At 70.6% G+C, this 15,051-nt stretch carries 14 protein-coding genes; 9 read left to right on the top strand and 5 right to left on the bottom strand.

Annotated features, from left to right (window positions below; genetic code table 11):
• From KHC27_RS08455 to glpD, 5 genes are all read right to left on the bottom strand, one after another.
• The coding region (locus KHC27_RS08455; RefSeq protein WP_213337719.1) for a carbohydrate ABC transporter permease at window positions 1–499 on the bottom strand (499 nt) is incomplete at its 3' end.
• A 29-nt stretch (window positions 500–528) separates the two neighbouring features.
• Window positions 529–1,434: a carbohydrate ABC transporter permease gene (locus KHC27_RS08450; RefSeq protein ID WP_213337700.1), complete on the bottom strand. Its 906-nt coding sequence runs from the start codon at window positions 1,432–1,434 to the stop codon at window positions 529–531.
• A gap of 3 nt (window positions 1,435–1,437) precedes the next feature.
• The gene (locus KHC27_RS08445) at window positions 1,438–2,538 is read right to left on the bottom strand and encodes an ABC transporter ATP-binding protein (protein ID WP_213337698.1); all 1,101 of its coding nucleotides are present in this window, start codon (window positions 2,536–2,538) and stop codon (window positions 1,438–1,440) included.
• A gap of 10 nt (window positions 2,539–2,548) precedes the next feature.
• Window positions 2,549–3,646: an ABC transporter ATP-binding protein gene (locus KHC27_RS08440; protein ID WP_213337696.1), complete on the bottom strand. Its 1,098-nt coding sequence runs from the start codon at window positions 3,644–3,646 to the stop codon at window positions 2,549–2,551.
• On the bottom strand, window positions 3,643–5,241 hold the full coding sequence (gene glpD, locus KHC27_RS08435) for a glycerol-3-phosphate dehydrogenase (RefSeq protein ID WP_213337688.1): 1,599 nt from the start codon (window positions 5,239–5,241) through the stop codon (window positions 3,643–3,645). The genes KHC27_RS08440 and glpD overlap by 4 nt, the downstream gene beginning before the upstream one ends.
• A 302-nt stretch (window positions 5,242–5,543) precedes the next feature.
• Here glpD and fgd point away from each other — a divergent pair, with 302 nt between their 5' ends.
• The 9 genes from fgd (at window position 5,544) to KHC27_RS08390 (ending at window position 15,036) form a co-directional block, all read left to right on the top strand.
• Window positions 5,544–6,548: a glucose-6-phosphate dehydrogenase (coenzyme-F420) gene (fgd, locus tag KHC27_RS08430; RefSeq protein ID WP_213337686.1), complete on the top strand. Its 1,005-nt coding sequence runs from the start codon at window positions 5,544–5,546 to the stop codon at window positions 6,546–6,548.
• 45 nt (window positions 6,549–6,593) lie between these two features.
• Window positions 6,594–7,367 (top strand): coenzyme F420-0:L-glutamate ligase, encoded by a 774-nt coding sequence (gene cofE / locus KHC27_RS08425; protein WP_213337684.1) that lies wholly within the window; start codon window positions 6,594–6,596, stop codon window positions 7,365–7,367.
• Window positions 7,364–8,311, top strand: a complete 948-nt coding sequence (cofD, locus tag KHC27_RS08420; RefSeq protein ID WP_213337681.1) for a 2-phospho-L-lactate transferase — start codon at window positions 7,364–7,366, stop codon at window positions 8,309–8,311. Before cofE ends, cofD begins: the two co-directional genes overlap by 4 nt.
• Complete coding sequence (gene cofC / locus KHC27_RS08415; RefSeq protein WP_213337679.1) at window positions 8,308–9,042, top strand: 2-phospho-L-lactate guanylyltransferase; 735 nt, start codon at window positions 8,308–8,310, stop codon at window positions 9,040–9,042. The genes cofD and cofC overlap by 4 nt, the downstream gene beginning before the upstream one ends.
• A gap of 101 nt (window positions 9,043–9,143) precedes the next feature.
• Window positions 9,144–9,884 (top strand): alpha/beta fold hydrolase, encoded by a 741-nt coding sequence (locus tag KHC27_RS08410; RefSeq protein WP_213337670.1) that lies wholly within the window; start codon window positions 9,144–9,146, stop codon window positions 9,882–9,884.
• 178 nt (window positions 9,885–10,062) lie between these two features.
• Window positions 10,063–11,166, top strand: a complete 1,104-nt coding sequence (locus tag KHC27_RS08405; RefSeq protein ID WP_213337668.1) for an ABC transporter ATP-binding protein — start codon at window positions 10,063–10,065, stop codon at window positions 11,164–11,166.
• Window positions 11,163–12,377, top strand: coding sequence for an ABC transporter ATP-binding protein (locus KHC27_RS08400; RefSeq protein WP_213337666.1), 1,215 nt, complete (start codon window positions 11,163–11,165; stop codon window positions 12,375–12,377). The genes KHC27_RS08405 and KHC27_RS08400 overlap by 4 nt, the downstream gene beginning before the upstream one ends.
• 59 nt (window positions 12,378–12,436) lie before the next feature.
• On the top strand, window positions 12,437–13,828 hold the full coding sequence (locus KHC27_RS08395; protein ID WP_213337652.1) for an extracellular solute-binding protein: 1,392 nt from the start codon (window positions 12,437–12,439) through the stop codon (window positions 13,826–13,828).
• Window positions 13,829–14,112: 284 nt separating this feature from the next.
• Window positions 14,113–15,036 (top strand): carbohydrate ABC transporter permease, encoded by a 924-nt coding sequence (locus KHC27_RS08390; RefSeq protein WP_246519760.1) that lies wholly within the window; start codon window positions 14,113–14,115, stop codon window positions 15,034–15,036.
• The last annotated feature ends 15 nt before the right edge of the window (window positions 15,037–15,051 follow it).

Genomic DNA, 15,051 nt, shown 5'->3' with positions numbered 1-15,051 from the left:
AGCGCGGCAGCGAATAGCCGTCCAGCCGCGCGGTCTCGTCGATCTCCCGCGGCACCCCGGACATGAAGCCTTCCAGGATCCACACCGCCAGCGGCACGTTGAACAGGCAGTGCGCCAGCGCCACCGCCCATGGCGTGTCGAACAGGCCGATGGCGGAGTAGAGGTTGAAGAAGGGCAGCGCGAACACCGCGGGCGGCGCCATCCGGTTCGACAGCAGCCAGAAGAACAGGTGCTTGTCGCCGACGAAGCGGTAGCGCGAGAAGGCATAGGCCGCCGGCAGCGCGAGGCCGATCGAGATGATGGTGTTCAGCACGACATAGCTGAGCGAGTTGATGTAGCCCGAGTACCAGCTCGAATCGGTGAAGATGGTGCGGTAGTGCTGGAAGGTGATCTCCCGCGGCCACAGCGTCACCGAGGTGGTGATCTCGTAGTTCGTCTTCAGGCTCATATTGACGAGCCAGTAGATCGGCAGCAGCAGGAACAGCAGGTACACCGTCATGACGAGGGTGCCGCCGCGCGAGGAATGGTTCACGACGCGATCTCCCGGTCGGCGCGCTCGGTGCCGGCATGGGTCATCACGGTGTAGAAGACCCAGCACACGGCGAGCACGATGAGGTTGTAGACCAGCGACATCGCCGCCGCCTTGCCGAGGTCGAACTGGCCAAGGGCGAGCTTCACGAGGTCGATCGAGAGGAAGGTGGTGGCGTTGCCCGGGCCGCCGCCGGTGAGGACGAAGGGCTCGGTGTAGATCATGAAGCTGTCCATGAAGCGCAGCAGCACCGCGATCAGCAGCACCCGCTTCATCTTGGGAAGCTGGATGGTGGTGAAGATGGCCCAGCGCGAGGCGCCGTCGATCCGCGCGGCCTGGTAGTAGGCGTCCGGGATCGACTTGAGGCCGGCATAGCACAGCAGCGCGACGAGGCTGGTCCAGTGCCACACGTCCATCACCACGATGGTGACCCAGGCGTGCAGGGGATCGCCGGTGTAGTTGTAGGCGAAGCCGGTGCTGTTCAGGGCGTAGCCGAGCAGGCCGATATCGGCGCGGGCGAAGACCTGCCAGATCGTGCCGACCACGTTCCACGGGATCAGCAGCGGCAGCGCCATCAGCACCAGCGTGGCGGCGACCTTCCAGCCGCCCTCGCGCGGCATGGAGAGCGCGACGAGGATGCCGAGCGGCACCTCGATGGCGAGGATGATGGCGGAGAACAGCAGGTTGCGCCACAGCGCGTCGAAGAAGCGCCCGCCGAGGTCGGAGGCGGGGTCCAGCAGCTCCTGGAACCAGCCGAGGCCGTTCCAGAAGAACTGGTTGTTGCCGAAGGTGTCCTGCACCGAATAGTTCACCACCGTCATCAGCGGCACGATGGCCGAGAAGGCGACGATGGCGAAGACCGGGGCGACCAGCCACCAGGCGCGGTTGTTGAGCGTCTTTTCCATCGGTCAGGCCTTCGTGCCGGTGGCGGGCTGGCCGGCCACGAGGTGGCTGTCGGCATAGATGTGGATCTGGCGCGGGTCGAGCCGCAGCGCGGCCTCCGTGCCGTCGATGGCGAGGCCGTAGGGCACGGTGGCGGCGACGGGCTGGCCGGCGATCTCGACGCGGGCGATGCGCACCCGGCCGATATCGTCGATGCGCTTCACGGTCACTGGCACGCCCTCGCCGCGCCGGGCGAGGAAGGCGAATTCCGGCCGCACCCCGAGCTCGATCCGGGCGCCCGCCGGCAGGGCGGGGTAGGCCCGCTCCAGCGCGATCGCGGCGCCGCCGACCCGGGCGGTGGTGCCCTCCACCGTCGCCGGCAGCACGTTCATGCCCGGCGAGCCGATGAAATGGCCGACGAAGGTGTGGGCGGGGCGCTCGAACAGCTCCTCGGGGGTGCCGGTCTGCACCACCGCGCCGTCATGCATCACCACCACCTTGTCGGCGAAGGTCAGCGCCTCGGTCTGGTCGTGGGTGACGTAGATCATGGTGAGGTCGAGCGCGCGGTGCAGCTCCTTCAGCGTGGAGCGGAGCTGCCACTTCAGGTGCGGGTCGATGACGGTGAGCGGCTCGTCGAACAGGATGGCGTTGACGTCCGGGCGCACCAGCCCGCGGCCGAGCGAGATCTTCTGCTTGGCGTCGGCGGTGAGGTTCGAGGCCTTGCGGTCGAGGCTGGCGGACAGGCCGAGCTGGTGGCCGATCTCCTCCACCCGCTTGCGGATGACATCGGCGGCGACGCCGCGGTTCTTCAGCGGGAAGGCGAGGTTCTGCCGAACCGTCATGGTGTCGTAGACCACCGGGAACTGGAACACCTGGGCGATGTTGCGCGCTTCCGTCGGCAGCCGGGTGACGTCCTTGCCGTCGAACAGGATGCGGCCTTCGGTCGGGATGACGAGGCCGGAGATGATGTTGAGCAGGGTGGTCTTGCCGCAGCCGGAAGGCCCGAGCAGCGCATAGGCGCCGCCCTGCTGCCAGACGTGGTCGATGCGCTTCAGCGCATAGTCCTTCGGGCTGGTCGGGTTCGGGCGATAGGCGTGGGCAAGATGGTCGAGGGTGATGCTGGCCATCGTGCTCTCCTCAGGCCGCGAGATCGAGCTGGCGGCCGGCGCGGCGGCCCTTGGTGTCGAACAGCAGGATGTGCAGGGGATCGATATGGACCGCGACCGCGGCGCCCGGCTCCAGCCGGCGCACGCCGGTCAGCAGCGCGGTGAGCCGGCTGGTGCCGATGTCGACATGCACGAAGCTCTCCGAGCCGGTGATCTCCGAGACCGAGACCACCGCGTCGAGGCTCAGCGTGCCGGGCGCCACCGGGCTGCCGGGCGCGGCGAGCTCCAGGTGGTGGGCGCGCACGCCGACGGTGTAGGTGCCGTCCGGCACGCTCTCGAACACGCCGGCGACCGGGACCGTGCCGCCGGTGGCGAGCCGCACCTGCCCGCCGGACTTCGTGACCTCGAGCGTGTTGAGCGGCGGATCGGAGAACACCCGTGCCGTGTCGAGGTCGAGCGGGTGGCGGTAGACGTCCGGGGTCGGGCCGAACTGGGTCAGCGCGCCTTCCAGCAGGGTGGCGGTGTTGCCGCCGAGCAGCAGCGCCTCTGTGGGCTCGGTGGTGGCGTAGACGAACACCGCGCCGGTCGAGGCGAAGATGCGCGGCAGCTCCTCGCGCAGTTCCTCGCGCAGCTTGTAGTCGAGATTGGCCAGCGGCTCGTCGAGCAGCACGAGGTCGGCGCGCTTCACCAGCGCCCGGGCGATGGCGCAGCGCTGCTGCTGGCCGCCGGACATTTCCAGCGGCCGGCGCTGGAGATAGGGCTCCAGCCGCATCAGCCGCGCCGCGTCGGCGACCCGGCTCTCGATCTCCGCCCGGGGCAGGCCCTGCACCCGCAGCGGGGAGGCGATGTTCTCGTACACCGTGAGGGCGGGGTAGTTGATGAACTGCTGGTAGACCATCGCGACGGAGCGCTTCTTCACCGGCAGGCCGGTGACGTCGCGCCCTTCCACGATGACGCGGCCGGCGGTGGGCACGTCGAGCCCGGCCATCAGCCGCATCAGCGAGGTCTTGCCGGCGAGGGTGGCGCCGAGCAGCACGTTCAGGCTGCCGCGCTGGAGCTCCAGCGAGACGTCGCGGATGTGGACCTGTCCGGCGATCTCACGCCGGACCTTTTCGAGAACGAGGCTCATGACGCGTTTCCTCCCGCCGCCAGCGTGTTCCGGGCCGCAAAGGCGGCCGGCCCGCCTTCCACGGCGGCACGCACATAGGCGTCCAGCCGGGCGGCTTGTTCGGTGCTGAAGCGGAGCCCGAGCTTGGAGCGCCGCCAGAGTATGTCCGCGCCGCTGCGCGCCCATTCCTCACGAATGAGATAGCGCACCTCGGCTTCGGTGAGGTCCGCGCCGAAGGTCTCGCCGAGGTCGCGCGGGCCGCGGGCGCCATCCAGCAGCCGCAGGGTGCGGGTGCCGTAGGCCAGCACCAGCCGGCGGGCGAGCCTGGCGTCGAGCCAGGGGTGGGCGCGCTGCACCTGGGCGATGACGCGCGGCACGTCGCGGACGTCGAAATCCCCGCCCGGCAGGGGCGCGGTGCCGGTCCAGGAGGGCTTGTCGCCGCCCGGCAGCACGTTCTTCAGCTTCTGGACGGCATGCTCGGCGAGCCGGCGATAGGTCGTGATCTTGCCGCCGAACACCGAGAGCAGGGGCGCCATGCCCTCGGTCTCGTCCATTTCAAGCACATAGTCGCGGGTGGCTTCCTGCGCCTTGGAGGCGCCGTCGTCATAGAGCGGGCGCACGCCGGAATAGGTCCACACCACATCGGCGGGGACGATTGGCTTCTTGAAGTATTCGCTGGCGGCGGCGCAGAGATAGGCGATCTCCTCGTCGCTGGCCTTCACCTCGTGGGGGGCGCCCTTGTAGTCGCGGTCGGTGGTGCCGATCAGGGTGAAGTCGCGCTCATAGGGCACGGAGAAGATGATGCGCCCGTCCGCGTTCTGGAAGATGTAGGCGCGGTCGTGGTCGTAGAGTTTCGGCACCACGATGTGGCTGCCCTGCACCAGCCGGACCGAGGCCGGCGAGTTGGCGCGCACCACGCGGGCCAGCACCTCGTGCACCCACGGCCCGGCGGCGTTGACCAGCACCCGGGCGGCGACGCTCTCGCGGGTCTTGTCCTCGGCGTGCTCCACCTCCAGCCGCCAGTGCGCCGGAACCGAGCCCTCGGCCGCCCGCCGCTCGGCGGAGACGACCCGGGTGCGGGGGCGCACGTCGGCGCCGCGCTCGGCGGCATCCAGCGCGTTGAGGACGACGAGCCGGCTATCCTCCACCCAGCAGTCGGAATATTCGAAGGCGCGGGTGTAGTCCGCGCGCAGCGGCTGGCCGGCGACGTCGCGGCGCAGGTCCAGCGTGCGGGTGGCCGGCAGCAGCTTGCGGCCGCCGAGATGGTCGTAGATGAACAGGCCGAGCCGCAGCAGCCAGGCCGGCCGCAGCCCCGCATGGTGGGGCAGGATGAAGCGCAGCGGCCAGATGATGTGGGGGGCGATCTTCCACAGCACCTCGCGCTCCATCAGCGCCTCGCGCACCAGCCGGAACTCATAGTGCTCGAGGTAGCGCAGCCCGCCGTGAATGAGCTTGGTGGAGGCCGAGGAGGTCGCCCCGGCGAAGTCGCCCTGTTCCAGCAGCACCACCGAAGCGCCGCGCCCGGCGGCGTCGCGGGCAATGCCGCAGCCGTTCACGCCACCGCCGATGATGGCGACGTCATACATGGCGTCGAGCATACGTGCGTTCACGCGCATCTCCCGTAGGCGCCAGCCTTTTGGTCAGGATGGCTTTCGTTTTTATCTTCATATGGAGCCTAAATGGTCATAATCGCGCTTGCAATAGGTTCAAACGAAAGTTTTATGCTTTCGAATATGTGCAGTGCGGCAAAAGCGCGGCGGTATCGGGGCAGTCCCGCCGCCCCGGCGCGCCAGTGAGCGGGGTTCAGAAGCGATCAACTTCCAAAATATTGAGATAGCGTCATATTCCTGCATATTGTGCTGATGACCCATATCACTCTATGCTCGGCCGCGTCGGAACCTGCGGAGGAGGATGGAGCGTGCTGAAGCTGGGCTACAAAGCATCTGCGGAACAGTTCGACGCCCGCCGCCTGCTCGATTTCGCGGTTGCGGCAGAACGGGCGGGCTTCGACTCGGTGTTCGTGAGCGACCATTTCCAGCCCTGGCGGCACACCGGCGGGCACGCGCCGGCGGCGCTGGCCTGGCTCGGCGCGCTGGGCGCCTCCACCTCCCGCATCATCATGGGCACCAGCGTGCTCACCCCCACCTTCCGCCACCACCCGGCCATGGTGGCGCAGGCCTTCGGCACACTGGGCCAGATGTTCCCCGGCCGCGTCATCCTCGGGGTCGGCACCGGCGAATCGCTCAACGAGGTGCCGGCCACCGGCGGGCCCTGGCCGGAGATGAAGGAGCGCTTCGCCCGGCTGCGCGAGGCGGTCCGCCTCATCCGCCAGCTCTGGAGCGAGGAGCGCGTGACCTTCGAGGGCGAGTATTACCGCACCGAGGGCGCCACCATCTATGACCGGCCGGACCAGCCGGTGCCGATCTACATAGCCGGCGCAGGACCGATGATCGCCAAATATGCCGGCCGTGCCGGCGACGGCTTCATCTGCACCTCCGGCAAGGGCTGGGACCTCTATACCGAAACGCTGCTGCCCAATGTGGCGGAGGGGCTGGCGGCCTCCGGCCGCGACGGCGCCGGCTATGACCGCATGATCGAGATGAAGGTGTCCTTCGACACCGACCTCGCCCGCGCCCGCGAGGACACCCGGCTGTGGGCGGCGCTGGCGCTCTCGGCCGAGGAGAAGATGAGCGTCGAGGACCCGCTGGAGATGGAGCGCCTCGCCGACGCGCTGCCGGCCGAGCGCACCGCGAAGCGCTGGATCGTCTCCACCGATCCCGACGAGCATGTCGAGAAGATCGGCGCCTACATCGCGCTGGGCTTCCGCCATCTGGTGTTCCATGCTCCGGGGGCCGACCAGGAGCGGTTCCTGCGGCTCTATTCCGCCGAGGTGCTTCCGCGGCTGCGCGCCGCCTATGGCTGAGCCGGCGGGCGCGGCGGTTCCCCCGGGGTTTTCAGGAGCGGTGGCGTGACGTTCGGCCCGCAGGCACTCGATCTCTTCGCCCTTCCCGGCCTGCCGCTGGTGCGGCCGGGCGACGATCTCGCCGCGCTGGTGCTGGAGGGCTATGGCCGCGCCGCGCGGGTGCCGGCCGCCGGCGACGTGGTGGTGCTGGCGCAGAAGATCGTCTCCAAGGCCGAGGGCCGGCTGGTGGATCTCGCCGACGTCTCACCCTCGCCCGCCGCGCGCGAGCTTGCCGCCGTGGTGGAGAAGGACCCGCGCTTCGTCGAGCTGGTGCTGGGCGAGAGCCGCCGCGTGGTGCGGGCGCGGCCGGGCGTGCTCATCGTCGAGCACCGGCTGGGCTTCGTCATGGCCAATGCCGGCATCGACCGTTCCAATGTCGAGGCCGACGGGCGGGAGCTGGCGCTCCTCCTGCCGGCCGATCCCGACGCCAGCGCCGCCGCGCTGCGGGCCACGCTGGCCGCGCGGGCCGGGGTCGAGCTGGCCGTGGTCATCAATGACAGCTTCGGCCGGGCCTGGCGGCGCGGCACCATGGGCATCGCCGTGGGGGCCGCCGGCCTCGCCGCGCTGGTCGACCGCCGCGGCGAGCCCGACCTGTTCGGCCGCCCGCTTCAGGTCACGATGATCGGCCATGCCGACGAGATCGCCGCCGCCGCCTCGCTGGTGATGGGGCAGGGCGACGAGGGCCGCCCCGCCGCCGTGCTGCGCGGCCTCGCCCCCACCGCCCCGCACGGCGCCGCGCGCGATCTGGTGCGGCCCGAGCATGAGGACCTGTTCCGATGAGCCCACCCTTCCGCATCCTCGCCCTCTCGGGCGGCATCGGCGGCGCCAAGCTGGCGCTGGGGCTGGACCGGGTGCTGCCGCCCGGCGCGCTTTCCGTCCTCGCCAATACGGGCGACGATTTCGTCCATCTCGGCCTGCACGTCTCGCCCGATGTCGACACCCTGCTCTACACCCTTGCCGGGCTCGACGACCCGGTGAAGGGCTGGGGCCGCCGCGAGGAAACCTGGACCTTCATGGCGGCGCTGAAGGCGCTGGGCGGGGAGGACTGGTTCCTGCTCGGCGACGGCGACCTCGCCACCCATGTCGAGCGCTCCCGGCTGCTGGCGCAGGGGCTGACGCTGTCCGAGATCACCGAGCGGTTCCGCGCCCGGCTCGGCATCGCCTCCGCCATCCTGCCGATGAGCGACGACCCGGTGCGCACCCGGGTGAAGACGCGGGAGGAGGGCTGGCTGGACTTCCAGCCCTATTTCGTCGGCCGGCGCTGCGAGCCGGCGGTGGAGGCGCTCGACTTCGCCGGGGCGGCCGAGGCGCGCATGGCGCCCGCCGTCGCCGCCGCCCTCGCCGATCCCGCGCTGGCGGCGATCGTGCTGTGCCCGTCCAATCCCTATCTGTCGATCGACCCCATCCTCGCCGTGCCGGGCATCCGCGCCGCGCTGGCGCGGCGCCGGGTGCCGGTGGTGGCGGTCTCGCCGATCATCGCCGGGCAGGCGGTGAAGGGGCCGACCGCAAAGATGATGCGCGAGCTGGGGCTGGAGCCGGGCGCGGCGACCGTCGCCGCCCATTATGCCGGGCTGGTCGACATCCTCGTGGTGGACGAGGCTGATGCCGGCGTCGCGGTTCCCGAGGGCATGGCGGTGCACGCCGCGCCGACCCTGATGCGCAGCCTCGACGACAGGACCGCGCTGGCCCGCGTCGTGCTCGCGCTGGCGGGCCGGCCGGCATGAGCGGGCAGGGCCGCGGCGGGGCGGGCTGCGGCGGGGCTGGCCGTGGCGGGGCGGCGCCCGGCGCCTCCGGCGTCTGGGCCGTGGTGCCGGTGAAGCCCTTCGCCGCGGCCAAGCGGCGGCTGGCCCCGGCGCTGGCCCCGGCACAGCGCGCCCGCCTCGCCCGGGCGATGCTCGACGACGTGCTCGCCGCGCTGGTCGAGGTGCGCGAGCTGGCCGGCGTCGCGGTGGTGACCGCCGATGCCGAGGCGGCGGCGATGGCCGAGGCGCTGGGTGCCTGCGTCATCGCCGAGCCGCAGGCGCGCGGGCTGAACGCGGCGCTGCGGCGGGCCGCCGCCGACCTCGCCGGGCGGGGCGCGGCCGGCGTGCTGGTGGTGCCCGGCGACATTCCCGCGGTGGCCTCGGAGGACATCGCCCGCCTGCTCGCCGGCCATGACGGCACCCCGGCGGTGAGCCTCGTTCCCGCCCATGACGGGGAGGGCACCTGCGCGCTGCTGGTCTCGCCGCCGAGCCTGCTGCGCTTCGCCTTCGGGCCGGCGAGCTTCGCGCGCCATTGCGCCGCCGCCGCGCGGGCCGGGATCACGCCCCGCCTCCATGGCGCGGCGGAGCTGCCGGGCATCGCCTTCGACGTCGACCTTCCCGCCGATCTCGCCCGGCTCGCCGGCCTTCCCGCCACACGCGGCACCCGGCGGCTGCTGGCGGCGGAGGCCGCGCTGCTGCCGCGGCCGGGCTGAGCGCGCCCCGCCGGACGCGGCCTGCCCAGGCCGGCGCCACCCACCGCCGTGCGACCGACCCGTCGCCGACCCTGCCTCATTGAGCCACCAGGAGAGCCCCCATGGCCGATTTCGTCCTCGTGCATGGTTCGTTTCACGGCAACTGGTGCTGGCAGAAGCTGGTGCCCCGGCTGGAGGCGCTGGGCCATCGGGTGATGGCGCCCAACCTCCCGGCGAGCGGCGGCGACCCCGCCCCGCTCGCCTCCGCCGATCTCGCCGGCTATGCCGCGCGGGTGGGCGAGGCGATCGAGGCGCGGCCCGGCAAGGTCATCCTGGTCGGCCACAGCATGGGCGGCATCGTCAGCGCGCAGGTGAGCGAGAACCTGCCGCACCGCCTCGCCGCCACGGTCTATCTCAACGGGCTGCTGTTCCGCGCCGGGGAGACGCTGGTCGGCTTTCTCGACGCCCACGCCCATCTCGGGGTCGAGGACCTCGTGCTGGCGAACATGCAGGTCGCCCCGGACGGCGAGACCGCGACCTTTCCCGCCGCCGCGGCGGGCGCGGTGTTCTACAACACCTGCAGCCCCGCCGATGCCGCCTTCGCCGCCGCCCGCCTGACCCCGCAGCGCATGAAGGTCTACCGCGACCCGCTGAACCTCACCGCGGCGCGGTTCGGCACGGTGCGGCGCTTCTACATCGAGGGCACGCGCGACAACGCCGTTTCCCTCGCCTATCAGCGCGCCATGACCGCGCGCACCCCCTGCGAGGCGGTGTTCACGCTGGAGGGCGACCATTCACCCTTCCTGTCCGCCCCGGACGCGCTGGCGGCGCGGCTCGACGACATCGCCCGCCGAGCCGCATGACCGCTGGGGAAGCGGGGTGCCGCTCATTAACGCGCCAACCCCGCCCGGGCGGCTGAATTCTTGAGCATCCGGTGGCGATCGGCCCGCCGGCACGCGCCGCGTTTCCTGTGTGTCTAAACACCAGCACACTTTGGCACAGAACTTGGATCATTCATCGACATAGCCTTCGGAGGGCCGTATGTCGTCAATCGCCTTTGCCTCGGTATCCAAGCGCTACGGCGAGGTGGATGCAGTCAAGCATCTCGACCTCGCCTGCGCCGCCGGCGAGATGCTGGCGCTGCTGGGGCCGTCCGGCTGCGGCAAGAGCACGACGCTGAAGATGGCGGCGGGGATCGAGAGCGTTTCCTCGGGCGAGATCTGGTTCGGCCAGCGCCCGGTCTCCCGCCTCGCCCCGGGCGAGCGCAACATCGCCATGGTGTTCGAGGACTATGCCCTCTACCCCCAGATGACGGTGTGGGAGAACGTCGCCTTCCCGCTGAAGGTGCGCGGCGTCACCGGCCAGCCGGCGGCGGAGCGGGTGGGCGAGGTGCTGACCCTGCTTGGCCTGCGCGCCATGGCCGACAGCCACGTCAAGGGCCTCTCCGGCGGGGCGCAGCAGCGGGTGGCGATCGGCCGGGCGCTGGTGCGCGACCCCGAGGTCATCCTGTTCGACGAGCCGCTTTCCCATCTCGACGCCGACCAGAAGGTGCAGCTCCGCGCCGAGATCAAGCGGCTGCAGAAGCTGCGGCAGGTCACCTCCATCCTCGTCACCCACGACCAGACCGAGGCCATCGCCATGGCCGACCGGGTGGCGGTGATGAATCACGGCGTGCTGCAGCAGGTCGCCGCGCCGCAGGAGCTGTATGAGCGGCCGGCGAACCTGTTCGTCGCCAATTTCATCGGCGAGCCGCCGATGAACCTGATGCCGGCGCAGGCCGGCGCCGGGGGCGTGCTCGCCGGGCGCGGCTGGCGCGTGACGCTCGACGCCCGCCGGGCGGCCTTGCTGGAGTCGCGCCCCGGCGCGGCGGCGGTGGTGGGCCTGCGGCCGGAGCATATCGGCCTGCGCGCCCCCGGCCCGGGCGAGGCGGTGCGCGGCACCGTGACCTATCGCGAGCCGCGCGGCGACGCCGACGTGCTGACCGTGCAGCTCGCCGCCGATGCCGGCGCGGGCGATGTCTTCATCACCGAGATTGCCGGCCCCTCGCGGTGGCGGGCGGGCGATCCGGTGGCGCTCGATCTCCAGGTCGAGCGGCTCCTCGTGTTCGACGCGCAATCCGGGCGCAATCTGGAGGTGGCGGCATGAACGCGGCGCTCGCACAGTCCGCCACCCGCGCCGCTGCGCTGGTGGTGGAAGGGATCGGCAAGAGCTTTCCCGCCGGCAAGGGCGGGGCGAAGGGTGCCCTGCGCCGGGTGCTGGAGGAGATCGGCCTCGAGGTGGCGCCGGGCGAGATTCTCGCCCTCACCGGGCCCTCCGGCGCCGGCAAGACCACGCTGTGCCGGATCCTCGCCGGGCTGGAGCGGCCGGACGAGGGCGCGGTGCGGCTCGGCGGGCGCGATCTCGCCGGGGTGCCGGCGGGGCGGCGGGCGGTCGCCTTCCTGTTCGAATCCTATGCGCTCTATCCCCACCTCACGGTGCGCCAGAACGCGCTCTCCCCGCTGCAGGCGCCGAATGCCGTGGGGGCCGGCGCCGGCCGGCTCGACCCCGCCGCCGCCGAGCGGCGGGTCGACGAGGTGCTGGAGCTGCTGGAAATCCGCCATCTCGACGCCCGCCTGCCGGGCGCGCTGTCCGGCGGGCAGAAGCAGCGCGTCGCGCTCGCCCGCACGCTGGTGCAGGACCCCGCGCTGTTTCTGCTCGACGAGCCCATCTCCCATCTCGACGCCAAGCTGCGCCACAAGCTGCGCGGCGAAATCCGCCGCCGGCTCTCGGCGCAGCCCGCCCCGGCGATCTGGTCGACGCCGGACGGCATGGAGGCGCTCTCGGTCGGCGACCGGGTGGCGGTCATCGCCGACGGCCGCATCGAGCAGGTCGGCACGCCCGAGCAGATCTGGCTCAGCCCGGTCTCGACCCGGGTGGCGAAGCTGCTCGGCGACCCGCCGATGAACCTGGTGCCGGGCACGCTGGCGCAGGAGGGCGGCGGGCTCTCCTTCACCCGCCGTGAGCTGCGGCTGGCGCTGCCGCCCGCGCTCGCCGCCGCCGCCCGCCGGGCGAAAAGCGCCGAGGTGGTGCTGGGGGTGCGGCCGGACGCGCTCACCCTGGTGCCGCCGGACGCGGCGGGCGCCGCCCGGGCGGAAATCTATTCCAACGAGCCCTTCGGCAAGCACGCCATCGTCACGCTCGACCTCGGCGCGCTGCTGGTGAAGGCCAAGACCACCATGAGCCTCGCCTCCGGCCTCGGCGACCTCGCCGGGGCGGGAACGGGCGAGGGCATCGGCGCTCCGGTCGGGCTGGAGCTGCCGGCCGAGGGGCTGGTCCTGTTCGACGGTCCCACCGGGCGGGCGCTGCCCGCCGCCTGAGGGGATCGAGACGTGCCTTTGGCGTGCCGCGGCTGAAAAAAGAACGAAGGGGAACTCGAATGACGATGAGATGGTGCCTTGCCGCCGCCATGGCGGCTTCCACCGTGTGGGGCGCGGCCAGCGTGCGCGCCGACGACACGAGCTTCTACGCGGAGGCGGCCAAGCCCTACAAGGGCGTGACGATCCGCGTGCTCGACGAGATCACGCCGCTGCAGGAGACGCTCTCCAAGATCGTGCCGGACTTCGAGAAGGAGACCGGGATCAAGGTGGAGTGGGAGCTGCTGAACCACTTCGAGGTCATCAACAAGGGTCAGGCCGACATGCTGTCGGGCCGCGGCTACTACGACGCGGTGATGCTGCACGGCTTCCAGCTCGGCCCGATGATCTCGGCCGGCGTCATCCGCCCGCTCGACGACCTCGTCGCCAACCCGAAGCTGGCCAACCCGAACCTCAACACCTCGGATTTCATCCAGCAGCCGTTCAAGACCGCCGCCTTCACCGGCGGCAAGCAGTATTCCTTCATCAACTGGAACTACAACCAGGTCTACTGGGCCCGCGCCGACCTTCTGGGCGACCCCGGCGAGAAGGCCGCCTTCAAGGCGAAGTACGGCTATGACCTCGCCCCGGCGGCCACCATCGAGCAGATGCGCGACATCGCCGAGTTCTTCACCCGCAAGAAGGGCGCGATGCTGGCCGGCAAGCCGCTGGAAAGCGATTTCTACGGAATCGTGCTCGAAGGCATCAAGGGCGGCTCGACCTTCCCCACCCTGTGGGAGAACTTCATCAAGAACTATGGCGGCGACCTGATCGACGCCGAGGGCAAGCCGAACTTCGACACCCCGCAGACCGTCGCCGCGCTGAAGATGTGGCACGAGCTGTGGACCTTCGCCCCGCCCGGCATCGCCGAATACTCGCTGGTCGACGTGCCCACCGTGATGGGCAACGGCATCGCCGCGCAGTCCATCGCCTGGTCGGACTTCGTGCTCGGCATCGACAAGAAGGGCGTGTCGCCCTACGCCGGCAAGTTCGTCTATGGCCCGATCCCGGTGAAGGCCGGCACCACCAAGCGCTATGCCGGCGCCGAGCCCTCGGTGACCGTGATCAACGCCGCCAGCAAGAATCCCGAAGCCACCTTCATCTTCCTGGAGTGGCTGGCCGACAAGAAGCAGCAGGACAAGCTCATCACCATGGGCGAGGGCGGCGTGCCGATCCGCTCCTCCTCCTGGGCGCTGCCGGCGATCGCGGGCGCGGCCAACCAGAGCCTCTACGCCGCCATGCAGTCGACCCTCGACGTCGCGGTGGCCAAGCCCAAGATGCCGAAGTTCTACGAGATCTACGACGTGATGAGCGGCATCGCCCAGGAAGTCGGCCTCGGCAAGATCACGCCGGAGCAGGGCGCCAAGATGGGCCAGGCCGAGATGCTGAAGCTCTGCACCAAGTGCCTGCTGTGAGGACGAGGGTTCTGATCGTGTCGGTCGGGGCCGTTCCGCGGTCCTGACCGTGCCGGGCCCCGGCGCGGCCCTCCCCTGAGCCGCGCCGGGGTCCGCAACCCCCGCCCGGGGCGAGGGATCGGGCGCAACCCGTTCCGCCTCCCCGCAGCCGAAATGGAGAACGCGTCCCGCGGTCCGATGGCGTCGCCACCGACCGGCGCGTGCTCTGGACGGAGGGCCCTCGCCCAGCCCCCCTCTGTGGGGGTCCTCCGTTTCCTTTCCCGTTTCCACCGAAGGAGCCGACCATGGCGAGCGCTGGCGAGACGATGGCACCGGGCGGGCCGGCCCGCGCTTTGCCGCGCGAACGGTTCTGGTACCCCTACCTGCTGATCGCGCCCTCGATGATCACCCTCACCGTGGTCTCGCTGATCCCGTTCATCTACACGGTGTACCTGTCGTTCCACGCCGCCAAGTTCGGCCGGGTGACCGACTTCATCGGCTTCGACAACTACGCCCAGCTCCTCACCGATACCCGGTTCTGGAACTCGATCGGGGTGGCGGCGACCTTCGTGTTCATCGCGGTGCCGATCGAGTTCATGCTCGGGCTGGCCGGGGCGCTGGTGCTGAACCAGAACGTGCGCGGCCGCGCGGTGCTGATCCCGCTGCTGTTCATGCCCACCATGATGGCGCCGATCGTGGTCGGCCTCCTGTGGAAGATCATGCTGGCGGGCTCGTGGGGCTTCCTGTCCTACAACGTGCTGGAGCGCTTCAACCTCATCGAGGGCACCTCGGTCTTCGCCTCGCCGGATCTGGCGCTCTACGCGCTGATCTTCGTCGACATCTGGCAGTGGACGCCCTTCATGATGCTGGCCTTCTTCGCCGGGCTGCAGGCGCTGCCGCTGGGGCCCTACCGCGCGGCGGCGGTGGACGGGGCCAACCCGCTGCAGATGTTCTTCCACATCACCCTGCCGATGCTGACGCCGCTGCTGGTGGTGATCGGGCTGCTGCGCTTCATCGACGCCTTCAAGGTGTTCGACACCGTCTACATCCTCACCGGCGGCGGGCCGGGCACCTCGACCGAGACGCCCTCCATCCTCGCCAACAAGATGACCTTCGAGTTCTGGAACATCGGCGAGGCCTCGGCGCTGGCGGTGCTGGTGTGGCTCGCCTTCTTCGCCTTCTGCAACGTGTTCTACCAGATCGCCAAGAAGCGCCTGAACGCCTTCTGAGCCCCGCCGAGGAAA

The sequence above is a fragment of the Ancylobacter lacus genome, assembly GCF_018390635.1.
Lineage (GTDB): Bacteria > Pseudomonadota > Alphaproteobacteria > Rhizobiales > Xanthobacteraceae > Ancylobacter > Ancylobacter lacus.
The sequence above is the reverse complement of the archived record's forward strand: the minus strand, read 5'-3'. Positions and strand labels throughout refer to the sequence as shown.